Genomic DNA, 24,933 nt, shown 5'->3' with positions numbered 1-24,933 from the left:
CAACATAAAGCAACAATCAGCAACATGAGTTCTAACATAAGAATAGAAAGAGTCTGCCAACACTGCGGTAGCGACTTTATTGCTAAAACAACAGTAACACAATACTGCAGCGACAACTGTGCAAAGCGAGCCTATAAAGCGAGGCAGAAAAAAACAAAGATTGAAGCAAGTAACGAACAAACTAAAGCTGTTAAACTGAAGCCTCTTGTAGAACTGGGGGCAAAAGAGTTTTTGAGTATATCAGAGGCTTGTCAACTATTAGGCCTTAGCCGGTGGACTATTTGGAGAGCTATAAGGGCAAATGAGCTGGTCGCTGTAAAAGTTGGCAAACGGACTATTTTAAAGCGAGCTAATCTTGATAAGCTTTTCGAGCAAAGCCAGCCTCTGGTAACAAATAAAATTAAGTCAGACAATGAACAAATCTCAATAGATGATTGCTATACCCTTTCAGAGGTACAAAGCATTTACAATATTTCAGCTAAAGCGCTTCATGAGCTGATTATACGAAATCAAGTTCCTAAGCAGAAGAAAGGGATTTACGCTTATGTACAAAAATCTAAGATTGACAGCATTCTAAAACCAACAGCAGCACTATCAAATGACAAAGGTTAAGTTAAGAGGTAAGCCAATATCGCAAGGCCGTCAAACGCTGTACTTAGATTATTACCCTCCTATACCGCATCCAGAAACAGGAAAACTTACACGCCGTGAGTTTCTAGGACTCTATATTTTAGATAAACCAAAGGCTTCGCTTGATAAAGAGCATAATAAGGAGACAAAAGCACTTGCAGAAAACATAAGAGCAAAACGCCAACTTGAAGTGCAGAATGGCCAGTATGGTTTTCTCCATAAAAAGAAACTAAGCACACAATTTATAGATTATTATAAAGGGGAGGCAAAAAAGCGAACAGGATCAAACAGCGACAATTGGAGTAGCTCAATCTACTATATCGAGGAGTTCTTTAACGAAGGGTTAAAAATATCAGAACTTAATAGTAACCTCTGTAATGAGTATCGGAACTTTCTGTTGACTGCTCCAAGTCAGCGTAGCAAAGAAAAGAAACCTTTATCAAGAAACTCTGCTGTTTCTTACTTCAACAAGTTCAAAGCAACCCTAAAGCAAGCTTATAAGGATGGATATTTGCAATCTGACTTAAATGTAAATGTACAAAGTATTAAACCAGAAGATACTCACCGAGAGTATCTTACTTTAGAAGAGTTGCAAAAGCTTTATAACACAGAGTGTGAATTGCCAATCATGAAACGAGCTGCAATATTTTCAGCTTTAACTGGCTTAAGATTCTCTGATATTCAAAAGCTATTATGGTCTGAACTACAGCAAAGTAATGCGGAGGGATATTATATCCAGTTTAGGCAGCAAAAGACAAAGGGAGTAGAGGTGTTACCCATTCCTGAAAATGCTATGAAATTAACAGGTGAGCGAGGCGAACCAACAGATCTTGTGTTCAAAGGTTTAGAGTATTCTGCATCTAACAATAAGATTCTGAAGGACTGGATAAAGAAGGCTTCAATAAACAAGAACATCACATTCCATTGCTTTAGGCACACTTATGCAACCTTACAATTATCATTAGGTACTGACATTTACATTGTTTCGAAGCTTTTAGGCCATCGAGAACTAAAAACTACACAAATATATGCCAAAGTAGTAGATAAGGCTAAAAGAGAGGCAGCTGACAGAATAAAGCTTGAACTATAAACTTTTTATATGTCCATAACATCAAACCCGTTCGAAACTCTACTTCCAAGGGCAAAACCACTACCAGCAGCAATTCATAAAAGGGTGACACGTGCCTATGGAGAATTAATATTTCATGGTAAGCGTATTGAAGATGGTAAGCTAATACGAATATTAAATGAGGCTTATGATGAGCATAGGAACAGAACTGGTAGTCATATAATACCTTTCTTTACTAAATATTCGGAAGGTGTCTTGGAAGGTATGAGACATGATTTCATACCCTTTATAGACACACCTGATAACAGAAAAGAGCTTATCATAAATGAGGTTACACAAGAAATATACTTATTTCCTAACGTTAAATCGGATGATAAAGAGGAAGAACAGGCTTACCTATCAGAATATATGTATCACTATGGCAAACAAGTTGGTAAATTGTACAAAGCCTGGTGTATAGTTGTTCAAAATCCTGACTTCTTCCTTCCTGATTTTATCGCACTTGACCAGCAAAGTAACTCAGAAAATGAAGCACTTAAAGGTCCTAATATCTTTACAAAGTTTGAAGATTTATTTTATGACAGCAGATACATTGAAGCAAGTTTAAACATCTTACGGAAAATAGAGCCCGCGGCTGTAGATGAAAACAACTTCTATATCGGCAAATTAAAAGGTGTTATTTCTGTATGGCAAGAGGAACTTGAAAAAGCTAAAATTATTAAACCAATACACAATGCGTATCTTCTTGCGCAATTTTTAAATAAAAAATTCCCTGGACTTAATATTGCGAGAAGCACACTTTATTCTATAAGTGGTCGTGCGAATCAATACAGAATGGAGCTGAGAGGAATGGTTTTGGAAATGAAAACAAATTTACGCTGACAACTCTGACAACTATAGACTAGTCAGAGTTCATGGAGTTTTCGCTGATTTTTGATACAGTTTTGCATCATCCAATAACTAAAAAAGAAAAATGCAACACAACTTATCAAACATTGCTTTAACCCTTCTAACTGTTCCTGACATTAGGAACATTTTCAGAGAAGAACTTAGTGCCTACTTTGGCAGTAACTACGTACCCTATATACAATCTGAAACCGATCAACTATTAAACGTTGACGAAGCCGCTGCTTTTCTCGGTTTAAAAAAGGAAACCCTATACGGCAAAGTCCGACGCAGAGAAATACCTGTAAACAAGCAGGGTAACAGGCTTTACTTCTCAAAAACAGAATTGACTGAATGGGTTAAAGGTGGCCGAAAACTGACCACTCAAGAACTTGATGTTAAAGCAAGTACTTTCCGCAGATATAAGAAGTAAGTTTTATGAAAAAGTTACTAACTGAACTTCTTGTGCTGGATAAAATCGCACAGTTCGCCTACGCACACGTAACAGAAGACACCTGGGTAATCCTATCTGTTATCTACCAACATGCAACACAATGGCCAAGTTGGGTAATCATGTTCAAGTTTCACCTGATATGCTGCTAGAACATGGAACCAACACAAGCACAGCCAATCCATACATACGGGTTATCCAAAGAGCCTCGATCAAATAAGTTGTTCATCAGCAAAAAACTAGAAGAGACAGTAAAACAGCAACCCCTACAGGAAGAACCTAAAGATGTAATCTTTTGGGAGATAACCTCTAAAGCTCCACATATCAAGTTAAAGCAGGCCTTGTTCATCAATTTTTTGGAGATGAATGGTTTTCATAAGCTCTACCAGGATAAGCTAAAGCTGTTTGTCAGGGTAGAAAATAATATTATTAAAGCTGTCACCATAGATCATATTAAGGACTTTGTGCGAAAGTTTATTGAAAGCCTGCCAATGTATCTGGATGAAGAGAACGGGGTAACACGCTATGATTTACTGGAGAAGGTATATAAAGCTGCGTCAACTTATTTAAGTGAGGCTAACTTGTCTTTCATAAAAGAACTTAAGCCGAAATACCTGCGAGACACCAAGGATGAAGGCTTTATCTTTTATCAAAACTGCTTTGTTAAAGTTACTAAAGATGCAGTTACCTGTGCTGATTATAGTAACCTTCAAGGGCACATTTGGGAGAATCAGCAAAAGGCGAGAAACTTTGTTTTTAATGAGGCAAACTCTACTGGAGACTTTGGCCAGTTAGCCTTCAACATCTCTAACAAAGACCAAAAGCGTTTTGAAAGCTTGCGCAGTGCCATAGGCTACTTGCTCCACTCCTACAAGGATCAAGCTTTGACAAAAGCTATCATCTTCGTGGATGAGCAGATTTCTCAGAAAGACGAAGCGAATGGAGGCACCTGTAAAAGCTTGGTGGCGAAAGGCATCGAAAAAATGAAGCACAGTTGGTATAGAGGCAAGGGCTACAAAATTGATAAGTCCTTTGCTTACCAGGGTATAAATTTAGACACGCAGATATGCCTACTGGATGATGTGCAGGAAAACTTCAGTTTAGAACACATTTTTACCAACATAACAAACTCTTTAACGGTGGAAGGCAAAGGACAAGCAGCGTTTACCATTCCTTTTGAAGACTCTCCAAAATGGTTAATTACAACAAACTATGTGATAGGTGGCTATGGTAACAGCTATGACCGCAGAAGACACATTGTTGAATTCTCTGACTATTACCTCAACAACCCCAAGCCCAAAGAAGAGTTTGGCAAGCCGTTATTTGAGTGGGATGAAGAGGAGTGGAACCGCTTTGACAACTTCATGTTAGGCTGCCTTCAATTCTATCTACAAAAAGGTCTACAGGAAATTCGTGTGAATTATGAAGAGAGGGCCTTATTACAAAGTACCTCCGAGGAATTTGTAGCGTTTATGGAGACACTTGAATACAACGTGGAGTATGAAATAAGCGCTTTGAAAGAAAGGTTCTTATCCCAGAATCCTGACTTCTATAAAGACCAAAACTTTAACAATAGAATATTCCAAGGGTGGATAAGAGCTTATGTTAAGCACAAAAAGATCCTGTGCCAAGGAGATGCTACTGCTCCAGGAAAAAGCACTGGTGATAAAAACGCTCCTTTTGAGTTACGTAATGGATTCTCATACATTAAAATGCTGTTTTAACACCCCTCAATTTTATTGATACTTTCTTGTCACTTGGTCACTGGACCGGCCCCTCTACACTTATAAGTAGTGACGAAGTGACGGAAAAAATGAAATTTAAGTCTCCCCTACACTTAAACACATTCATGACATTAGAGTTTGTTAAACCTGTACAACGCTACAGGGTGGCACCACTATGCCCGTGCGGTCGTGGCAATCACGACGGCAAATTCGCTCCGTTTCTGATCAATGGGCAAGTTCAAGACAAAAAAGGCCATTGCTTTAGCTGTGGCAATACCTTTCACCCAGACAAAATCACTAGTGACTTTTGTGAAGCAGATTGGTCTAAAATCCACATTAAGCCTCAGCCAGAGCTAAAATTTATTGATCCCACAGAAGTAGCAGGTACGCTGAAAGGATATAATCAAAACAACTTCGCCTTATGGTTGAAATCAAAGTTCCCAGAGCAGGTAAATAAGCTTTTAAACTACTTCTCCATTGGAACCTGTCGGCAAGGTAGTACTCTGTTTTGGTATAAAGATGCATCCGACAATTACAGAAAACTTAAAAGGATGTTCTATAAACCAGATGGCCATCGTGTAAAGTTGGAAGAAGACAAGTACAAAGGCCTCTGCTCTCCCCTGCACTATAAGAATGCGGAAGGGTACTTATACTGTCTATTTGGAGAATTTCAATTATCTCTTTATCAAAAGGACGCTCCTGTATTCTTAGTTGAAAGTGAGAAGACAGCTGTTATTTGCTATACTATGTTTCCGCAATATGTTTGGTTAGCCACTGGCGGAGCAAATAAGCTTACCAGAGAACAAGCAAAAGTGCTAAAGCATAAACTGGTTTATATTATTCCAGACATGCACCAACAAGGAAGAGCGGGTGCACTAAAAACAAAGCAAGTATTGACTGATGTTAGCTGTAAAGCTACAATTTATGATATAGACCCGACCATAGAAACAGGCGAAGACATTGCAGACTATCTGTAGCCTTTATCCAGAAAATATTAATGCTATGAAAGCCTTGCAGAATTATAAATCTGCAAGGCTTCCTGTTTTATAGGACATTCGAATATTTCTATATCACCTCCTCTACTTTTAGCTGTAATTTTGTTACCTTACCCCTACGTTTAAACACCAAACAGTTTACATGCCGAAGAACACTACCCTCTCTGCCAAAGCAAAGGCGGACATTGATTTTGAAAACGAACTCTGGAACGCCGCCAACGAATTGCGCGGCGCTGTAGCCGAGAACCAGTACAAAGACTACGTGCTTTCGCTACTGTTCCTAAAGCATCTATCCGAGCGCTACGAGATACGAAAGCAAGAGATAGAACAGTCTTTTGCAGACCCTAAAAGCGACTACTATAACATAGAACAGCACCAGCAAACGGAGGTCTTAGAAGACGAGCTGGAGTACCAGGTAAAGAACGTGTACCGACTACCCAAAGAAGCCACCTGGGAATACCTGCGCGAGAACGCTGAGCAGGATGACATCAAGGTGAAGGTGGATCAGGCTTTTGTGCTGATAGACGAGATCCTGAGCAAGCGCAACCCCGACTACAAAGGCGTGCTGGAGCCAATCTTCGTGAAGAGCCCGCTCTCCCCTACGCAGGTAGCAGGGCTCATCAACCTGTTCTCAAAAGAGAAGTTCTCCGAGATAAACAATCCGGAATCTGACATCTACGGCCGCGTGTATGAGTACTACATCGGCAAGTTTGCCATGGCCGAAGGCTCCGGTGCGGGGCAATTCTTCACGCCAGGCTCAGTGGTGCGTTTGCTCGTGGAGATGCTGGAGCCGCTCAAGGGCCGCATCATGGACCTGGCCTGCGGTTCGGGTGGTATGTTTGTGCAGAGCCTCAAGTTTCTGCAGGCGCACGGCGGCGACAAAAACGATATTTCCATTTACGGGCAGGAGCGCTACGAAGGCACGCTGCGCCTCTGTAAAATGAACCTGCTGCTGCGCAACCTCTCCTCCGACGTGAAGCTGGGCGACTCGCTGCTGCAAGACCGCTTCCCCGACCTGAAGGCCGACTACGCACTCATGAACCCGCCATTCAACATTATCAAACCTGGAGCAAGTATAAGAATGAGAACTTTGCCGAGAAATTCTGCCACTACTCAGGTGAAACTTCGAACGGTGAAACCAGCTTCAAGAAACCTGTTTTAGCCAAAAACTGGAAAAAAAGCGTAGGTGCTTAATAAATATACCAACTCTTAAGCTTGATAAGCTTTGAGATAAAGACATTAATTTGAATTTGTCAATAAGGGCAAGCCTGACCAATATGGCTTGCCCTTATTTAATATGCACATATGCTTTATAGTGTTCCGGTATCCAGTGTATCTTTAGTTCCACACCTGGTCCAGGTGCGCTGAAACAAGCGGATACGTGTTTGAAAAGGTTTGATTTTAGAGGGATACCTGTTTGAAATTGTTTATTACGGGTTGTAAACAGTGGTACGGATGTATTAAGCTGTTTGCTTCTTCGCATAACTGCCATAAATACACATATCCAAGGACTTCTCTTCTTAAAACATAGCTTTACCGCAACGGCTTTTAGATTCAAGCATGTAGCAAACCAGACCTATAGCAAACCGTTTCAAACATCATTTTAAAACCCTAGCAAACCATTTGTGCACTTACTGCCTTTGCACAGCCTATCTTCATCCCGTATCATTTACTCCTCTCGGATATGATAGTTTTCTTTTGATTTTAGAGATGGCAAAACGGGAATATGCTGAAGTCAGAAACTCAACGTATCGGGCACTTTAGGGAATTGCCAACAGCTACGGATTCTGTCCCATTTAATGGAGGTATTCCAGACCGCCAAAAACCAGTTGATCTTGGTTGGAAATGTTTGGTTTCGGTTGCAAAGGGTTTGGAAAAGGTTGCTCAAACTGGTTGCTCTTGGTTTGGAATGGGTTGATTTCGATTTGGTTTGCCTCCAGCTTAGAGCAACGCCAGTTAGCAGGCAAAGGCAACATCGAGCAACAAGTTCTGTAGCGTTAAAACGGCCGTTTTACGGAATTAGATTAGAAAACAGAGGTAGATTTTATTATTAGTTTAACTATAGTATCTACAGGAGTAGTTTGCTATTGTTTCTCTCTTCAATTAGATCGATGATGTAAGAAAAATTATAGATAAAGGGATGGAGGACTATAACTTCTTCAGGCCTCCTAATAGCCTGCGGGGGCTTAGCCCAATTCAGGACGCCCCGCAGGCTAAAGGTGAGGTGTTAACAGAGGATAGCTCTACCGAGTTAACCACTATTAGTATCCATAGTAATTGTAGCAGTAACTAATTTTAGTTGATTGGAAAACACAATTCTCTTTACTGCAGAGCAATTCTAAAAAGGGAAACTGATAGGAAAGATCGGAAAGCTGCGGGAGCGGGTGCTGGTTATGGTGACTCATCCTGTAAAAAGTTGACAATTTAAATTGTTAATCCTACATCAAGACAAGGCTCACGACGATAATCTACCGATCTTCACACATAATTCCCGCTCAGTATCCTTCTCTTAATTTGGTGCAAAAGCTGTCAATGTGATTTCATAGAAATTACTGTTGCGGATTTTGCTATCTCGATATCTTTAGCCACTTCTGGCCTCAGATTTACCCAGTGAAAACGCAACTGATCTATCTCCTCCTTTGTGTTACCTCTCTGCTCACTGTAATGCACTAGCGGCATTTCGTTATAGATAGGTTCTGTAATGGCAATTACTTCGTCCCAATACTTCAGTGAGTTTTCAAGATGTTTCACCGCATTCTGCTTGTTTTCCTCTCCGCCTCTCATACGATAAATCTGAAGCGCCACCGCCCCTTTCAGCTTTTCTGAAAAATACATTCCCAGGTTGGCCCAAGCCTTCACATCTGCTACTTCATACATCAAGGAGTTATCATCAGCTACTTTTATACCTTTTACTAACTTCAAAGCTTTTTTACAGTCCTGCTCCAACATACCCGCCAGCACAGGAGGTGTAACCTTGCCTGCTTCAAAAGTGCCTCCTGCTATTTGTGTAGTTACATAATCCAGTACAGACATATAATTGGGGTCTGTGGGTGGTTGGTTAATTTGCCTGTCTACCGAAATATACTCTACTCTTTTGATTTTGTTGTCAAGAGCCATAAACCCTTCGCTGTAGAGCGTAAAATCCCAGGTAAAGTCATAAGAAGAGGCTAAACGCAAAGGAGTGGTACTTGCCAGCGCATAGGCCTCTAATAAAGGGCTGGCTTTTTTACCATACCTCCTCACAAACTCTTGCCTAAAAAAGGCATCTGGTGTTTCAGGGTTGTACAGCAATCTGCCCCATAGCTTATAGAATAACCACTGTCGCTCAAAAGCATACTTCCAATCTACGGGTCCGTCTATTTTGGTGAAGTAATCTTTGGCAGGTATATAAGTTTCGGACCCTATAAAATACCCACCCACATATGATTGGTTGTTTGTGGCAATATGCGCCCTTACAAAATCAGGCACTCCCCAGCGCAAGCAAAAGAAATCCTCGTTGCGTGCTGTCCAGGTAACTTTATAAGTTTGAGGTTCAGGTTTAAAATAGGTGTCATAGAGTTTTCCACCATGCACCTTTACCAGCTTTGGAGTAGAGTGAGCATGCGACCAGTTATACTTCAGATCTGCCCACACGGGTCCCTCTAGGAAATCGAGTTTACCTTCTTCCTCTATTGATTTGCGTGTAAGTTGCTCGGTTTCAACACTGGTGATACCCAAGGATCCTGTTGTGCTCGAAAAAGGGATCCTATGCACAAGCTTAGACTTGCGGTTAGCCATGCGCATTCCTTCAATAATGGTTTCTTTCATCCATTCTTCCCGTTGCTGCGGAGTCATGCCTCCCATTCCCTCACCTAAGGTAAGGCCAAAGCCTGTTAGGTCAGGATACTCCTGCAGCACCTGCATTACACTCTCACGCGTGTACTGCTTTATAATCTCAGAGGTATCACCTTCTACAAAAAAATGATGTTCAAGATTATCCATTGCCACATTGTGTGCTTTCGCAAATTCAGGACTAACAAAGATGTTGAAAGGAATTAGGTACGTATCGATGCCGCGCTCCTTTGCCATTTTGAATATAGCATGGTGCAGGTCCTGCCACTCTTTCAGCTCGTCATCATTGAAGGGTGTTGCCTCTGGATAGTTTTTCGCTTTAATCATATACGTGTAGGGGTGCAGGTTCCAAAGCGTAAGTGCATTAAAGCGGTTGGCTACCATCATGTCTAGGAACTCTCTCCAATAGTTAATGTCGCGGCAAGTTTCTATATGCTGATCAAGCGAATAGCTATGGCGGTAGGTATCCCAAGGTAAGTCGAACTTTATGGCACGAAAAGGGTAATTAGGGATTTCGTTGCTTGCCTTAATTTTGGCCAGAGGAACACCGTTTCGCACCTCCTCCACAAGCGAGAGGCTTCCATAGATTAAACCTGTTTCATCCCCCCCTGTAATCGTTATGCTTTTGCCTACTGGAGCGATATTATAAGCCTCACTCGCAAATTTTAAGGAGTCTACGACAAGCTTTAGCTTGTATTCTGCCTTATCTTCCTTTAAGGTATATCCTTTTTCTAAAAGAGACTCTTCTATTTGTTGAGCTGCATATTTTGCCTGAGGCAAACTTCGATCGTACTGTATACCCACACTCTGGGAGTGACATAGCTGGCCCAAACCAACAAATAATACGACAAGGCAATAAATTTTTTTTTTCATAAGAATATGATTTGAGAAGTTATTAACCAGCAGCTGTTACTTCCAAAATTGCTTATTGTACAGCTACTTTGAAGCTATTTAGTATATTCAGAAGAAAACAAGTTTTTCCCTATACTTAAATGTAGTAGAGGAAGGAAAGGATTAAATACGCTGGCTGGTTGTACGGATGACGTGTTCTATCATGAAAGCTGCGGGTTGCTTTAGCCAACTTTATGAATCCTGTGTCCATGCTGCTGGCAATAAATTTATTGCCAGCAGCATGGACACAGGATGTTAGATCAATCGTATCCTGGGTTTTGTGGAAAAATAGAACGGTCATTAATTAAATTTACTTGGCTTTGCGGAATTGGGAAAAGTGTCATGTAAGGCTGCATACCATACTGAGCCATTACGTCATAAGCCTGGCCTGTTCTCACTAGGTCAAACCACCTGTGCCCCTCAAAAGACAGCTCTAGTCTTCGCTCTAGGTATATCATGTCCCTTGCCTCTGACTGTGATAAACTCTCATACCCTGCCAATCCAGCTCTTTCACGCACCCGATTTAAATACTCTAGGGCCTCCTGGGTTTTGCCATTTTCATTTAAAGCCTCAGCATACATTAGCAGAACATCAGCATAACGGATTACTTTCCAGTTTGCACGGCTGTCTTCACCAGTACTTACTGATGTCATGTATTTTCTTGTGAATGAAGATCTACCGCTGTGCAAGGGTATAAAGTTTCCATTCTGGTCCGTTACGCCTCTTGCTGCCGTTACATCCTGCCGCAAGTCTCCTGGCTCAAATACAGAAAAGAGCTCTTCTGTAGGAAAATTCATATCGTTGACAGTGCCAGTGATGCCATAAAATCTGGTGACTTCTGGAATAAGAGGAGAAAAACGGTTAGTAAACACACTTCCTTCTCCGCCTAATCCTTCTTCATATTCGATATCGAATATATACTCGCTGTGGTGCTCATCTTTAGTATAGTCAAACAGGTCGTTGTAATTTTCCAGAAGGGAATACCCCATGGTAGTAACCTCCTGTAGCTTAGCCTCAGCGTTCGGAAAGTCCCCTCGTGTTAGGTATACTTTACCTAAAAGCGCCTTTGCAGCTCCTTTTGTTGCCCTGCCCAAATTTGTGCCTGCATAGTTATTAGGCAAATTAGCTTCTGCCTCCATCAAATCTTGTATGATAACCTCTTCATATACTTTATCAACGCTTTCCCTTCCAAATTTATATGCTTCTGAAATTGAGAGAGGCCTTGTAACAATTGGAACATCCCCAAATATTCTTACCAAGTCAAAATAAGCAAGTGCCCTAAGAAACTTTGCCTCTCCTGTGTATAAATCTTTGTTTACGACAACATCAGGATCTGCTTCATTTATCTGTACTAAAATAGAATTTGCACGGTTAATAGCTTGGTAGTAATTGCTCCAGGCGCTTACCAGCACCCCCTCGTTGTTATCTAAGGTAAAGTTGTCTACCCTCACCTGCGTCTGCTGCTGTGCTACTTCCTGCCACGAGTCATCACCCCGCAAATCACCGAAATGCCAGAAGTTCTGGTACTGCGCCTGAAGAGAGTTGTAAACGCCAATAGTGGCATCATTAAAGTCCTTGTCAGTCTTATACAGAACATCCACACTCACTGTAGACACAGGATTCTTTTCTATAAATTCCTTTTCGCACGATACCATTAAAAGAGATGCTAATGCTATAGTTATTTGTATCTTTTTCATGCTGTTGTTTTAATTAACGCCCTATACTTTAGAAAGAAACATTAAGGCCTATAATCAGGCTCTTAGGTAAAGGATAATCATTAAGATCAACTCCTGGCGTTAAAGAGCTAGAGCTGTTGCTGACATCTGGATTGAAGCCTGTGTTTTTTGTGAATAGGAATGGATTAGTGGCATTTACGTACACCCGAAGGTTGCTCAGCATGAGTTTTTGAGAAATCTGCTCAGGGAACAAGTAACCTAAAGAGATGTTGTTGATGCGAAGGTATGAACCAGGCGTAAGGAAGTGTTGGCTCCATTGGCCGCGGTTATTTCCAGTAGCGGCATCGTTTGGTCTTGGCGTTTTACCATCACCAGGTTCTTCTTCAGATTTCCAGTAGTCAAACATGTCAGCTAACTGCCTGAAGCGACCTCTTCCGTTTGCGATAGTTCTTCTTGACAGACTAAGTACTTCATTGCCTTGCGTGCCCTGAAGGCCAATGCTCAGGCTGATGTTTTTGTAGGTAAAGCGATTGGTCATGCCGTAGTAAAAATCAGGATAAGGAGACCCCATGATAGTTTTATCAAAACTGTCGATGATTCCATCAGGCACACCATCAGGACCACTTATATCTACAAATTTGATATCTCCTGGACGGGAGCGGTCGGAGCCATTTGGATTATAAACTGGACCTCTATCCACATCAGCTTGATTGAGGAAAACGCCATCTGTCAGCCATCCATAAAACATCCCAATGGGCTGGCCGATCATGGTAATATGGCTTCCGCCACCTCCCTGTCCAGCATATATAGGATCGCCTTCAGGTCCTAATTTCACTACTTCATTTCGGTAAGTAGAAAGGTTGAAATCCGTTGTCCACCCAAAACCTTTGTCGATATTTACTGTGTTCAATACAAATTCCCATCCTGTATTTTTAACTTCGCCGATGTTTTGTAGCGAATTACTGTAACCTGTAATGCTCGGAACATTAACATTTAATAACAGGTCAGTATTCCTAGATTGGAAATGGTCCACTATTAAGCTAAGCCTACTGTTAAAGAATGAAAGGTCAACACCAGCGTTCAGCTGTTTTTGCTTTTCCCATGTCAATCCAGGGTTAGCGAGCCTTTGCTGCCCAAACCCACCTACCGCCACTCCTCCAAGCGGATACTTTATATAATTTATAGTGGCAAAGTGTTCATAGTTGCCGATGTTGTTGTTACCTGTCTCGCCATAGCTCGTTCTGAGTTTCAGTTCACTCAGGAAGCCAACATCTTTCAGGAATTCCTCATCAGACACGCGCCAAGCCAATGCCATAGAAGGAAACAAACCCCATTTATTCTCCGAACCGAAACGGGATGAGCCATCGGTACGAATTGCAGCTGTTACATAATATTTGCTTTTGTAGTTATAGTTTACCCGCCCTAAGTACGAAAGCAACGACCATTCTTCTCTTACGGAAGAGCCGTCGGTAATAAGACCGCTAGCGGCGCTTAAAGTAGGCACCAGGTTGTTAGGATACCTGTTGCTGAACAAAAAGTTAGACTCGTACAGGTCTCTTTGAGAAGTAAACCCAGCCACTCCAGATAAGTTGTGGTTGCCAAAGCTTTTATTATAATTTAATGTATATTCTGCAAGCCAGTTAGTATTCAAAGAAGCTTCATCGCGCCCCGAAGCAAGCCCGTTGAAAAAGACAGGGAGCTGCGGCTTGAACCGCATTGACTTGGTGTTCATAATACTCGCCCCGAGTAAAATATTAAGCTTTAACGCTGGCAGTATCTCGTACTCTGTGTTTATGTTTCCTAGGAACCTGGTTCTCTTCTCATTTGAGGTTATTTCGCGTGCAATTGCAAGAGGGTTCTGGATGTTTGCTACCGCAGCATAGCCGTTAAAAACAAAGTACTCTCCGTTTTCATTTAACAGCGGGAAGTAGTTCGGCGCAGTCAGCGCTGTACCGATAATACTTTCGTCTGTAGGGTCAGAGGCATGGCCACTTGCGCTCACCATGTTTCGGTCTGTGAAAGATGGGTTAAGACTTACTCTAACATTCAATTTCTTTGAAAGTTTCGCGTCGACATTGGCTCTGAAGGAGTATCGTTCAAAATCGCTGTTTATCACGATACCTTCCTGATTAAAGTATTCCCCACTCAAGGCGTATTTCATATTCTCAGTACCCCCAGTGGCTGATACTTGATACTGCTGTTGAGGTGCTACGCGCAGCACCTCATCAAGCGCATCTACATCGTACGTGTTGCGCCCTTCCAGAACATCCAACACAATATCGGGCACTGGCTGGTACCATGTTCTCGGATCTCCAGACACATCTCTTCCCTGGTCCATCATCTTGTTGCGAACCCCATCGTAAAAGTACTGCGCCATCTGCCTAGAATTCATCATTTCAGGCACCTTCGACACCTGCTGCCAACCAGTATAGGTATCGAAGGTAATGTTAGTTTTACCCTCACTTCCTCTTTTTGTTTTGATAATGATAACCCCGTTAGCCCCACGAGAACCATAAATAGCGGTAGCAGAGGCGTCTTTAAGTATGTCGAGGCTCTCAATGTCATTTGGACTCAGGGTTTCTATATTGTCTGTAGGAAAGCCATCCACGATGTACAGAGGGCCTGATCCTGCTGAAATACTCCCAATACCCCTGATCCTGATCTGAGGAGAAGCGCCAGGTGCTCCTGACACAGGTGAAACTTGCACGCCAGCAGCCTTTCCAATAAGCGCCTGATCGACGCGGGCTACCGCCATTTCCTGTATTTCTTCGCTGCCAACAGATGAAATAGAACCTGTTAAGTCTTCTCTATTCACAGCGCCATAACCAATAACGACTACCTCTTTCAGCGCCTTTGCATCAGTTGTAAGTGTTGCATTGATGAAAGCGCGATTATTGATGGGCACCTCCTGCGGCTGATAACCAATGTAAGAAATAACCAATATACCGTTACCATCAGATACGTTCAATGTAAAATTGCCTTCATAATCTGCTGTTGTGCCGTTTGTTGTTCCTTTTTCCACTACAGTTACTCCAGGCAGTCCCTCTCCTTTTTCATCAACCACTCTGCCTGAAACCGCTACGGCAACCTGTGGTTTTGCAGCGGGCACAATGCCTGCCCCTGGGCTGGAAATTTTCCTAACCCTGACATGTATATTTTTGTTCGTTTGTTTAAATTCGAGGAGTGTGTTAGCTGCAATCCGCACGAGCACCTTTTCTATTGCCTCGTTCTCCGCTTTTATGGTAATGAGAACTTTTTGCTGGAGCACTTCCTGCTCGTCAAAAGTGAACTTGAAAGGGGTTGTGGCTTCTACCCGTTTTATGAATTCCCCAAGAGAGGCATTTGTAAGATTGAGCGTGATTTTCGTATCTTTAACACTTTGACCACTACTCCCGTCATCTGCAGCTAAAGCTACGGAAAGTATGGATAGTTGAAGCAGAAGGCCGAACAAAGCTCTCCTGGCTACCCATGAGAATAGGTATTTTAAATTAATTTCCATAAATTTGGGGGTTTTTAAATTTTGAGACAAAATTTGACAACAAAGCCTCATCAACGGCAGCATGCGCCAACATTGGTCGTTGATGTGACAGGTGCAGTTAGGCTTCCCTCCCGAAGCTTAACTGCTTATTAAGTAAAGGGTACTTTTATTTCATACAGTAACTTTATTTTTAATTAAACATTATGTACACTTTATCACCTTCTTTCTTATAGGAGAAGTACTTCACAAAGCCAATTCCATCCAATACACTTTCCAGATTCTGATTATCGTAGGCACCTGTATAAAACCATTCGTCTTCGTCCGTCGGCACTTTTCCCGTCACCTCTATATCAACACCATACCAGTTCTCCAATTTGTATATTATCTGTTCTATATTGGCTTTTTTAAAGTATAAAATACCTTTACGCCAGCTCAGTACTTCCTGCGGTTCATAAGCACATACAGTAAAATTCTTATTTGCTATATTATACCCTAATTGTTGGCCAGGCAGCAGCTTTACAAGCTGCGCGGTATTTTGCCCCTCCTGCTTCTCCACCTTAACAACTCCTGTTGCTAATGCAACAGAGATATTTTTATCCTCTTGCCTGTACCTTATGTTAAAGGAGGTGCCCAGAGCCTGCGTTAACAGCACACCCGACTTCACGATAAAAGGCCGTAAGCTGTCTTTTGCTACTTCGAAGAAAGCTTCACCTTGAAGTACAATTTCTCTTTTATGGTTGGGAAAATGCTGCAAGTAAGAAACTGAGCTTCCTGCATGTAGAAATATTGTTGACCCGTCTTCCAGAAGTATCTTTTTGTGTGTTCCCGGCTCGGCCTCTACGGTAACAAGTTCAGGAGCAACACTCTCTTTATTAACGAAGTGGCTGGTGAGCAGCCACACGAAAATTGCTGGCAAAACTAAGGCAGCAGCGGCCTTTAGCATCCAGTTACAATGGTTTAGCATCTTTACTTTTCCGCCCTCCTTCTCTTCCTCATCAAGATCTCTCTCCTGATTTTCTATAGTCCGCATGATGCTAGCAAATAGAAAGGGTGCATCCTTTGATAAGGCTCTATCTTCCTTCTCTTGGTCTGCCTCCTGCCAAAACCAGTACAGGTCCTGTTCCTGCTCAGGTTCCAGTTCCTTGCTCTTAAACCAATCGAGCACCTCCTGTACCTCCTCTAGTGAGCATTCTCCAGCGTAATATTTTTTTATCAGCTTGCTATCCATAACCTTTTAAAGGTTCTTTTATATCATTACACTTAACTTAAGCGGCGCACCACTCTTAATTATATTATTTTTATCTTTCATACGCTGATGTTATTACTCAAACAAAACCTGGAACGAGTTCCTCTCTATAATTTGCTAATAAGCCTGCTCTGTCTCTGAAGCGAAGACTATTCGCTTCTTTAAAGAATAATAAAGGAAACAGTAATTTCTGCATCTACTCAACTTCTTACAGCCAGTACTTTAAGTAAGTAAAACACAGGAAGCATCAACAAAAGAAAGATGTAGGAGCCTTTTCAAGCAACTACATTATAAGTAATTACTCACAAATGCTTTTAGAAACAAATTTCCTTTTACTTTCAGCAGCGAAGTACATTATATCTCAAGTTGGTTTAAAAAGTACTAACGCCAAATTAGTTTATATTAGTTTTCTCCAATGTATTTCTGTAAAGTTCTTGCCTGAAGGGAATCTATGTACTTGCTATAAGTATAACACAACTTGAACAGTATTCTGCTCTAATTCAAGCAAATCCTGAACTCATATAGCAGAAAAGCCCTCAGAGTTTTTTAAAACTTTCAAACATTACGGCCATATCTTTCGAATAATTTGACCATTCACCAAAGCGTTGCTACATCTGCTATCCTTCTACAGGCTAACAAGTAAAAGGACACAGACATTTATAGCATCAGTAGTAAAGTTCCTACCTGTTTTTTCTCTTTCAGAATAGAGCTTTTCCTTTAGTACACCTTGGGTTAATTTAATTGAGGTAATAAAATATTTAATATGTTTGTGAGTACTCAAATATTTAATTATATTTCATTATATCAATTACTGTATTCAAAGCATTCAATGCTTACCCTTTAAAGGAGGTATCAATATGGAACATGTAAATTTAATAGCAACCATTGAAGCCCTCAAAGATGGAAACAAAGCTGCTTTTGAAAGTATCTACTATAGATTCTACTCTAAACTAACTGCATTTGTAAAAAAGCTTGTTAAAGACAAAGAGGATGTAGACGAAGTGGTGCAGGAGGCTTTTGTAAAGCTCTGGGAGAAAAGACATTGCCTGGACCCGCAGCAAAACTTAGACGGATATATCTTCAGAATAGCAAGAAATATAGTATATAATAAAGCAAGGCATCAGGTGCATGAACATGCCTATGCGCAATATCTAGCTGAAAAGAATGCTATGACAGAAAACTTAACGGATCATTACATAGACTATCAGGAGTTAAACGGACTTCTCAAAGATGTATGTTCTGCTTTACCTCCTGTAAGAAAGCAAGTATTTGAAATGAGTAGAATTGAGGGGCTAAGTAACGGTGAAATTGCCGAGATTATGCAGACAAGCACAAGCAACATCGAAAACCACATCAGCAAAGCTCTTCGCGACATCAGGAAGAAATTTGAAGCCTACAAAATCATCTACCTGATTCTAATACCTATCCTGATTTTATGTTGAAACTTTACAGCCATAAGGAGTTACTTCTGTTTATTCCTGCTTTCCAATCATTGGCTTAGGTTTAATCTGTAGCTACACCTGCAAAGGCATGGCCCTTATCTAAAAAAAGCCATTGTGACATATTAGAAGGTATTACATAGCCCTGTAGCGACAGGTAAAAGTACAAAGCTGTTTATTTGCATTTTTTTATAGCTACTTTAATGTAGTATCTGCACTGATACAAGACAAGCAGGCAAATGCATGGTTTACCTCCCCTCCCCAACCGTCATAGCAGCCTTTGCTTCTTTTGCAAGTATGATATCGTGCTCCACCTGTGGCAGGTACTTAGCCCATGAAAACCGCTCGGCATCCTTATAAGCATTACCTCTTGATATGTACCCATGGATGTAAGGCACCTCCTGATAATGCTTTGCGGTGATGGCACTTAGCTTTCGCCAATGTGCTAAGCAGCGCGTAAGTAACTTAACAGCCTTCGCCTGCTGCGCCTTGTTCTGTGAGAGCTGGTACGTCTGCAACGCCACTCCTGCCCTGAGCTTATCAGCGAAATAACTACTTAAATAAGCCCATGTCTCCAGATCATCCAACTCGCAAGACAGTGTGGGCGATGCATTAAACCGCAGCTGACGCACTAGCTGTTGTACATTCTTACTATCAGCCTCGAGCGAGTCTGCAAGCGCTAAAGGACTAAGCCTATTGGAAGGTATACTTTCTTTTGCTACAGTTGCCTGTACATAGTCTGCAATGGAAATATAAGCAGGATCTAAGGTAGGATGATCTATCAGCTCCTCAATCGAAATAAAAGAAGAAACATCATCGTAATAGCCGCCGTTAGCGGGGAACGGCGCCAGAAACCCTTCTGAATACAACGTATAGTCCCAGGTTGCATTATAGAAAGAAGCTAATCGGAGTGGCATCTGGCTGGCAGCAGCATAAGCCTGCAACAGCGGTTGGCCCACTTCATTGGCATACCTGTTATTGAAAGCAGCCTCAAATACCGCGTCCGGTGTAGCAGGGTCATATAGCAGTCGGCCCCAAAGCTGGTAAAACAACCACTGCTTTTCAAAAGCGTAGTCCCAGGTACGGTGCTTGTTTTCTGCATGCGAGAAATCCTTGGCTGGAATATATCCTTCTGACCCCACAAAGTAGCCGTTTACATAAGGCGCCACGTTTTGGGCAATGTGCTTCCTGATAAAATCCGGCTGGCCCCATCTCAGTATAAAAAAGTCTTCATTGCGCACCATCCACTGAATGCGGTAATTGTCTGGTATGGGATTCCAGTAGCCATCGTCGCGCTGGCCTGAGTGCGAGTCATGCGTCAAAGCAAGCGTCGGGGTAGAGTGACCATGAGACCAGTTAAACTTTATCTCTACAAGCGTTGTATCAGGCAAATTGGCATTGTTTATGACACGCCGCATTTCCTTCGGGTCGGCTGAAAGCACTGAGCGGTGCAGCAGCTTAACAGGTCTGCTGGCGGCTTTGATGCCTGCTATTACTGTTTCTTCTACCCAATCCTCACGGTCTTTCGGCGTCATATCAGGCAGTGCCGCGCCTTCTGATTTAAAATTGCTCATCCAGTCTGCTAGCGTGATACCTATACCAGCCAGATCTGGATACTCATTTATAACCTGTGTTACCACCTCACGGGTATAGCGCTTCACTATCTCGGAGGTGTCATTCCGTTCCAACACGCCATAAGCCTGCGCAAACTCAGGAGACACTGCAATGTTCCAATTCACGATGTATGGCTCCACGCCGCGTTCTTTGGCCATGCGGAACAAGGTGGTCCAGAACTGCTTCCACTCTTCCATCTCCTTGAGAGAAAAGTTGTTCGCTTCAGGGAAGTTCGTAGGCTTCACCATAAAAGAGAACGGATGAATGTTCCATAGCGAGAGCACGTTAAACCTGTTTTCAGCCATTTGGTCCAGAAAGGTTTGCCAGAAAGCAAGATCTCTGGTTACTTCCTGGTGCACTTCCATGGCTGGTCCCTGTCGGTAGGAAGACCAGGGTAAATTAAACTTCAGGGCTCGCACCGTTAAGTGCGGGTTTACTTTTTCTCTGGATACCGCTTGCCATGTTTTCCCCATTTGCAGCTGCTCTGCCACATGCAGCGCTCCATACATCGCCCCAACCGGGTCTAAGGCCGTAACAACTAAAGTTTTGCCTTCATAGGCAACGCTAAAACCTTCTTTCTGAAGCGCAACCTTAGCACCATCCGGAATTACTTCTATAACAATATTAGCCTTGCTGCGGCTAGCCGTGAGATTGCTTTTATTAATTTTCTGTCCAGACTTCTGAAGCGCCTCCTCTATTTTACCCACTCCGAACGCTATAGGCTTTTCAGCCGCATCGAAGGCAACAGAAACTTGCGCAAGAACAGTTCCAGGCAGAAAACCCAAAACACACAACAACGCTATTCGCACGTGAACACAGGAAAGAAGATACATATCTTAAAATTATGTTTGACTTGTAAAGGGCATGAGCAGCATATCAGCCAACTCATGATTTCATCTGTATGATGCAAGGGCTATATATTATAGGGCTTCCAGGGCAGAGCAAGTTGTTGAAGATTGCAGACACATCAGGTATTCATCTGAATATGGACAGCACAAAAGTCTTCTAACTTACTCAGCTGTAAATCAAGCTCCCTTCCTTTTGTTTTCACTTTGCAGTTTCCTTGCGAACGCAGCACTTTATAGTTGCCAACTGACTTACCATCCAGCCTTAATTTAACTTGAATGTCATGAACAGGAATGAGGCGGCGAATAGGCCTTGTGGGCCCTGAAGTTGTGTTGACGAATGACAGGATGTACTGTCCTGGCTTTCCCAAAGACTTTGTGAGGCCTATATGCACACTCTCGGGAGCATTGCTTTCAATGGCCAGGGTGTTTCCAGCCAGATGCCTGATACTGCGTGACAACAGGTTACGAATATCAGGATGCCCCATCTCATGGCTGATCACGTCTGGCTGATTAGAGAAGTAAATAACCTTGCCCTTGCCATAGTTTTTCTGAACAACGGTAGGAAACTCTACAGACCATTTCTCAACCCAGGCTTTCTCAGGCGGCTGATTATGTACTGTCGGCACCAGGGTACAGATCACGTTTGCGTCTCCTGCAGGCTTGTTCAGTAACGTGTACCCCGCATTCAGGAACAGCTCTGTGTGCGGGCTATCTTCCACCACCACTGGATGCTTTTTGTCGAGTATAAACTGATAGTTATCTTTGGCCGTGTTCACTTTCTTGCCAGTGTAATGCACTCCAAACAGCTCCGCCATACCGTAATCCTGCTGCTCTACGCCATGGATATTATAGAGGCTGGTAGCATAGGTAGCCACCAAACTTCCTCCTTCCGCTACGTACTCCTTCAGAACCTGTATCTCTTTCTCGCCCATGCACCTGACATTGGGAAGAATTACCACCTTGTACTTTTGCAGCCTTTCTTTACTAATTATAGGGTTGTCTGGTATAAAATCATAGGGTATATGGCTTTCCGTCAGAACTGTTTCCATCCCTTTGATTGCTGCATCAAAGGATTCTCCCTCCTCCGTCTTTTCCCGGTAAAACAAACGGGTGGGGCGCGAGTAGTAAATACCGATATTGGCTACAGGTGCATGCTGCTCCAGGAGCTTTTCATGCGTTTTCACAAAGCTATAGGCGTCTTGGTGGTTGTAAGCGTTTCGCCTGTCATAAGTTTCAGCCGGGTATGGGCCGGTAAAATAGCAGTTCCAAAATCTGCCACCGGCCGCAAGAATCTCCCACAACCATATCTTCAGGTCGATGGATGGGTCTATTACCAGCCTGTGTGCCGTACCGTTACCACCATAAAGGATAACGGCTTCTTTTCCAGGCGCCATCGATTTAAGGAACTTAATGCTGGTGTTTGCATAGTTGAGGTCTTCATAATGAATATGCGTTGCATTTTCTGTTAGAAAAGCAACGCTTACCAGAAAATCAAAGTGGTCGCGTGCATTGTAAAGATCAATACCCGCATGAATCTGCCCGCCAACATCAAAAATGCCCCAAACTTCTGCACTGTAAATTTTATCCTCCCCGAAAGACTTTACGGCCCTTTTCATGCGCTCCATGTACTGGTCTGCTACCTGCGTTTTCCAGTCCATATACTGCTCCAGGTCTGATTCAGATGCAGATGCCATTATAGGAATCGCCTTGCCAGAAGCGGCATTGAAAGACTCTTGGCACCGTTGGCAATGGCAAATACCACCTACAGCAATACTGTTGTGCCAGATACCGTCCAGGGCGTAGTTCCCCATGATGTAATGGATAAATTCCTCGGCATACTCATTCCGGTGCTGCCCTGTATAGCAGGATGCATAGAGCCGGGGCCGCGTGTAATCCAGTTGTATGGGCTTCTGATCCGCATCCACACTAAACCAATCCGGGAACTGCTTATACACGCGCTCTTCCGCCCCTCTGAAATCAATGCGCCCGATAACCCTGATACCCTCAGTATGACAGGCTTCAGTTATTTCTTTTAAAATATCCCTGTTGCCCATGTAAGGATTGATATTAGCAGCTGGCAACGGGTTCTGGAAAAAGTCTACGATACCTCCCGCATTGATAACAAGCGTATTGCATCCAGTCTTTTTCATGTACTGGACCACGGCCTTCGCGTCATAGTTCTTCGCGTCAGGCTCCCGCAGTACTGTTTGGAGAATAAGCAAAGGCTTTTGGTACCAGAAACTGGTATCCTCAGCTCCAGAAAACCCAATCGTTTCCCCATGGCTGAGGAGCGGCAGCAACGTCATGCCTCCAGCAAGAACGGCACCGGTTTGAAGGAAATTTCGACGGTTAAACTTTCGCTGAAATGCTTGATTGTTCTCCTGTAGTGTGGGCATAACTTCTAAGCTAAGATGATACGGGGCTTTTATCTAATACAACCAAGCGAACGTATGCACCACTTCTTCCTTCAATTTATTTTCTATAGCAGATTTGAATGCACATATATAGCAGACAAAAGTAAAAATGGGCTCACGCCCCTCTTCTAAACCTATATGAAAAGTGAAATGCATCTATAAATATTAACAGTCGATTTAGAATTTAGAAAACAGTATGTTAGCCCCTTGGCTGGCTGAAGGAGAAGTATGCCCCCCTTTCCTCAGCTGCAGTAAAAGAGGGCATAACAAAAAAGTCCAGGTACTCCAACTTATACTGGACCCGTACTTGCTGGTGAACAGCTCCAAGGCACTTGTACCAGTAAAGTCCTAAATGCCTTCTATAGAGCATCTGCCATTTGTTCAATCCTGCAAAAGTTTCTGTTGCCGACCTGAGTATTTTTCCTGAGAGGGCCTATTAAGAGCCATCAGGCAGATATGCAGGTTGTCTTTTACCGTAACATGAGTTATGTGTAATAGAGGTTTCAATATTACCTTAGAAGGGTAAATTCATTATTTAATTCTAGGATAAGTCATATTATAATCATAAGTTGGTGGTGGCAGAATATCAGTTAAAAAATGGTTCCTTTTATTTATTTACATAAACATCTACCTTTTTTGACTATAAACACACTTTTAAAGGCTTAAACAGTCGTATATAAACCCAGCAAGTTCGGCTCTGGGTACTAATATAAAACCTTGATACCAATTTTTCTCTACTTACACACCCCCCTGCACTAAAAACTAAAATAGCAACCACCTTTGTTTCTTATTTGTACCTCAATAAGGTATTTAATCTTTAACTAACTATATATCAAATATTTGTGCATTAATAGCAAATTCTGCATTGGGAAGTAGATTGCCTTCATTTTGATAGGTATTAGCGTTTTCTGGATCAGACCTTAGCGGATCAGGATCAGTCATTTTTATAGATCCGCTGTTTAGAGAGCAGGAATTCTGCTGAGTAGATAGGTTGTCGTACGGACAGGTCGCGACCTGTCCGTACGACGTGTGTATTTTAATTTTTTGTGATGTTGGCTGAGAGGAAGAGGAACAGGATGCTCGGGTATGATTACAGCAGGGAGGGGCTGTATTTTATAACTTCCTGTGTAAAGGATTGTGCCTGCATTTTTGGAGAGGTAACAGATGCTGAAATGCAGTTGAACCAATACGGGCAAATTGCTGCAGATCAGTGGCGCTGGCTGGAGCGGCAGTATCCTTATCTTGCTATACATGCTTTTGTCGTAATGCCGAATCATGTGCATGGCATTCTGGAGATCGACTATGAGGGGAAAGCATCAGGCGCTAAAATCAAATCTGTTTCAGAGCTGATAAGTGCCTACAAAACCACTACTTCTAAACAGATACGGCAGGCAGGCTTAACAGATTTTGCCTGGCACCGCTCTTTTCATGATCATATCATCCGCCACGAAAAAGCTTATCACAACATCCTGCAATACATCCAAGATAACCCCGCCCGCTGGCAATCCGACACCTTTTTCTATAGCCCCCTCCGTTAGCAAGCCCCCTCATACGGACAGGTCGCGACCTGTCCCTTCAAAGGCTGATCTATAAAACTATAGCCCTCTCTCTTCAACAGCCTACCTATATCGCAAAAGCCTCCATACGCTTCATAACTATTCCCCCTGCAATAGGCACAGAAAACATTTTCACAAAACTATATAAGTACAGGGACAGAATTACATTACTCTAAATTTTATATT

At 42.4% G+C, this 24,933-nt stretch carries 17 protein-coding genes; 10 read left to right on the top strand and 7 right to left on the bottom strand.

What is annotated here, in order from left to right; translation table 11 throughout:
- Positions 1-24 precede the first annotated feature (24 nt).
- The 8 genes from LN893_RS12125 to LN893_RS12090 all read left to right on the top strand — a co-directional run bounded on the left by LN893_RS12125 (position 25) and on the right by LN893_RS12090 (position 6,916).
- Positions 25-612: a helix-turn-helix domain-containing protein gene (locus LN893_RS12125; protein ID WP_229970396.1), complete on the top strand. Its 588-nt coding sequence runs from the start codon at positions 25-27 to the stop codon at positions 610-612.
- Positions 599-1,720 carry a site-specific integrase gene (locus LN893_RS12120; RefSeq protein ID WP_229970394.1) on the top strand — a complete coding sequence of 374 codons (1,122 nt, stop codon included), beginning with the start codon at positions 599-601 and terminating at the stop codon, positions 1,718-1,720. The genes LN893_RS12125 and LN893_RS12120 overlap by 14 nt, the downstream gene beginning before the upstream one ends.
- Before the next feature lie 9 nt (positions 1,721-1,729).
- Positions 1,730-2,581, top strand: a complete 852-nt coding sequence (locus tag LN893_RS12115) for a hypothetical protein (protein WP_229970392.1) — start codon at positions 1,730-1,732, stop codon at positions 2,579-2,581.
- 91 nt (positions 2,582-2,672) lie between these two features.
- Positions 2,673-3,017, top strand: a complete 345-nt coding sequence (locus LN893_RS12110) for a helix-turn-helix domain-containing protein (RefSeq protein WP_229970390.1) — start codon at positions 2,673-2,675, stop codon at positions 3,015-3,017.
- 5 nt (positions 3,018-3,022) lie between these two features.
- A complete protein-coding gene (locus tag LN893_RS12105) occupies positions 3,023-3,187 on the top strand; it encodes a hypothetical protein (protein WP_229970388.1) in 165 nt (54 codons plus the stop codon).
- 3 nt (positions 3,188-3,190) lie between these two features.
- On the top strand, positions 3,191-4,759 hold the full coding sequence (locus tag LN893_RS12100) for a hypothetical protein (RefSeq protein WP_229970386.1): 1,569 nt from the start codon (positions 3,191-3,193) through the stop codon (positions 4,757-4,759).
- A gap of 125 nt (positions 4,760-4,884) precedes the next feature.
- Positions 4,885-5,736 carry a DUF6371 domain-containing protein gene (locus tag LN893_RS12095; RefSeq protein WP_229970384.1) on the top strand — a complete coding sequence of 284 codons (852 nt, stop codon included), beginning with the start codon at positions 4,885-4,887 and terminating at the stop codon, positions 5,734-5,736.
- Positions 5,737-5,896: 160 nt separating this feature from the next.
- Positions 5,897-6,916: a class I SAM-dependent DNA methyltransferase gene (locus tag LN893_RS12090; protein WP_229970382.1), complete on the top strand. Its 1,020-nt coding sequence runs from the start codon at positions 5,897-5,899 to the stop codon at positions 6,914-6,916.
- 634 nt (positions 6,917-7,550) lie between these two features.
- Here the strand turns inward: LN893_RS12090 and LN893_RS12085 are convergent.
- From LN893_RS12085 to LN893_RS12065, 5 genes are all read right to left on the bottom strand, one after another.
- Positions 7,551-7,730 carry a hypothetical protein gene (locus LN893_RS12085; protein ID WP_229970381.1) on the bottom strand — a complete coding sequence of 60 codons (180 nt, stop codon included), beginning with the start codon at positions 7,728-7,730 and terminating at the stop codon, positions 7,551-7,553.
- Positions 7,731-8,283: 553 nt separating this feature from the next.
- Positions 8,284-10,458, bottom strand: a complete 2,175-nt coding sequence (locus LN893_RS12080; RefSeq protein WP_229970379.1) for a glycoside hydrolase family 20 zincin-like fold domain-containing protein — start codon at positions 10,456-10,458, stop codon at positions 8,284-8,286.
- Between the two features lie 278 nt (positions 10,459-10,736).
- Complete coding sequence (locus LN893_RS12075) at positions 10,737-12,173, bottom strand: RagB/SusD family nutrient uptake outer membrane protein (protein WP_229970377.1); 1,437 nt, start codon at positions 12,171-12,173, stop codon at positions 10,737-10,739.
- Positions 12,174-12,201: 28 nt separating this feature from the next.
- The gene (locus tag LN893_RS12070) at positions 12,202-15,651 is read right to left on the bottom strand and encodes a SusC/RagA family TonB-linked outer membrane protein (RefSeq protein WP_229970375.1); all 3,450 of its coding nucleotides are present in this window, start codon (positions 15,649-15,651) and stop codon (positions 12,202-12,204) included.
- A gap of 169 nt (positions 15,652-15,820) precedes the next feature.
- Complete coding sequence (locus tag LN893_RS12065) at positions 15,821-16,858, bottom strand: FecR family protein (protein WP_229970373.1); 1,038 nt, start codon at positions 16,856-16,858, stop codon at positions 15,821-15,823.
- A gap of 875 nt (positions 16,859-17,733) precedes the next feature.
- Here LN893_RS12065 and LN893_RS12060 point away from each other — a divergent pair.
- Positions 17,734-18,318: an RNA polymerase sigma-70 factor gene (locus tag LN893_RS12060; RefSeq protein ID WP_229970371.1), complete on the top strand. Its 585-nt coding sequence runs from the start codon at positions 17,734-17,736 to the stop codon at positions 18,316-18,318.
- 245 nt (positions 18,319-18,563) lie between these two features.
- Here the strand turns inward: LN893_RS12060 and LN893_RS12055 are convergent, their stop codons facing one another.
- Entirely contained in the window at positions 18,564-20,714 is a 2,151-nt protein-coding gene (locus LN893_RS12055) for a hypothetical protein (RefSeq protein WP_229970369.1), read from the bottom strand.
- Between the two features lie 182 nt (positions 20,715-20,896).
- Positions 20,897-23,173 carry an alpha-amylase family protein gene (locus LN893_RS12050; protein ID WP_229970367.1) on the bottom strand — a complete coding sequence of 759 codons (2,277 nt, stop codon included), beginning with the start codon at positions 23,171-23,173 and terminating at the stop codon, positions 20,897-20,899.
- A 1,094-nt stretch (positions 23,174-24,267) separates the two neighbouring features.
- Here LN893_RS12050 and LN893_RS12045 point away from each other — a divergent pair.
- Complete coding sequence (locus LN893_RS12045) at positions 24,268-24,729, top strand: transposase (protein WP_229970365.1); 462 nt, start codon at positions 24,268-24,270, stop codon at positions 24,727-24,729.
- The last annotated feature ends 204 nt before the right edge of the window (positions 24,730-24,933 follow it).

This window comes from Pontibacter harenae (assembly GCF_020907245.1).
Lineage (GTDB): Bacteria > Bacteroidota > Bacteroidia > Cytophagales > Hymenobacteraceae > Pontibacter > Pontibacter harenae.
This window is presented reverse-complemented; position numbering and strand designations above follow the sequence as displayed.

Bases quoted from the DNA above. Each gene is read 5' to 3' on its own strand.
- LN893_RS12110 (WP_229970390.1), top strand. From the start codon at position 2,673: ATGCAACACAACTTATCAAACATTGCTTTAACCCTTCTAACTGTTCCT.
- LN893_RS12085 (WP_229970381.1), bottom strand. From the start codon at position 7,730: ATGTTGCCTTTGCCTGCTAACTGGCGTTGCTCTAAGCTGGAGGCAAAC.
- LN893_RS12115 (WP_229970392.1), top strand. From the start codon at position 1,730: ATGTCCATAACATCAAACCCGTTCGAAACTCTACTTCCAAGGGCAAAA.
- LN893_RS12090 (WP_229970382.1), top strand. From the start codon at position 5,897: ATGCCGAAGAACACTACCCTCTCTGCCAAAGCAAAGGCGGACATTGAT.
- LN893_RS12100 (WP_229970386.1), top strand. From the start codon at position 3,191: ATGGAACCAACACAAGCACAGCCAATCCATACATACGGGTTATCCAAA.
- LN893_RS12075 (WP_229970377.1), bottom strand. From the start codon at position 12,173: ATGAAAAAGATACAAATAACTATAGCATTAGCATCTCTTTTAATGGTA.
- LN893_RS12105 (WP_229970388.1), top strand. From the start codon at position 3,023: ATGAAAAAGTTACTAACTGAACTTCTTGTGCTGGATAAAATCGCACAG.
- LN893_RS12080 (WP_229970379.1), bottom strand. From the start codon at position 10,458: ATGAAAAAAAAAATTTATTGCCTTGTCGTATTATTTGTTGGTTTGGGC.
- LN893_RS12120 (WP_229970394.1), top strand. From the start codon at position 599: ATGACAAAGGTTAAGTTAAGAGGTAAGCCAATATCGCAAGGCCGTCAA.
- LN893_RS12125 (WP_229970396.1), top strand. From the start codon at position 25: ATGAGTTCTAACATAAGAATAGAAAGAGTCTGCCAACACTGCGGTAGC.
- LN893_RS12070 (WP_229970375.1), bottom strand. From the start codon at position 15,651: ATGGAAATTAATTTAAAATACCTATTCTCATGGGTAGCCAGGAGAGCT.
- LN893_RS12050 (WP_229970367.1), bottom strand. From the start codon at position 23,173: ATGCCCACACTACAGGAGAACAATCAAGCATTTCAGCGAAAGTTTAAC.
- LN893_RS12095 (WP_229970384.1), top strand. From the start codon at position 4,885: ATGACATTAGAGTTTGTTAAACCTGTACAACGCTACAGGGTGGCACCA.
- LN893_RS12045 (WP_229970365.1), top strand. From the start codon at position 24,268: ATGCTCGGGTATGATTACAGCAGGGAGGGGCTGTATTTTATAACTTCC.
- LN893_RS12060 (WP_229970371.1), top strand. From the start codon at position 17,734: ATGGAACATGTAAATTTAATAGCAACCATTGAAGCCCTCAAAGATGGA.
- LN893_RS12065 (WP_229970373.1), bottom strand. From the start codon at position 16,858: ATGGATAGCAAGCTGATAAAAAAATATTACGCTGGAGAATGCTCACTA.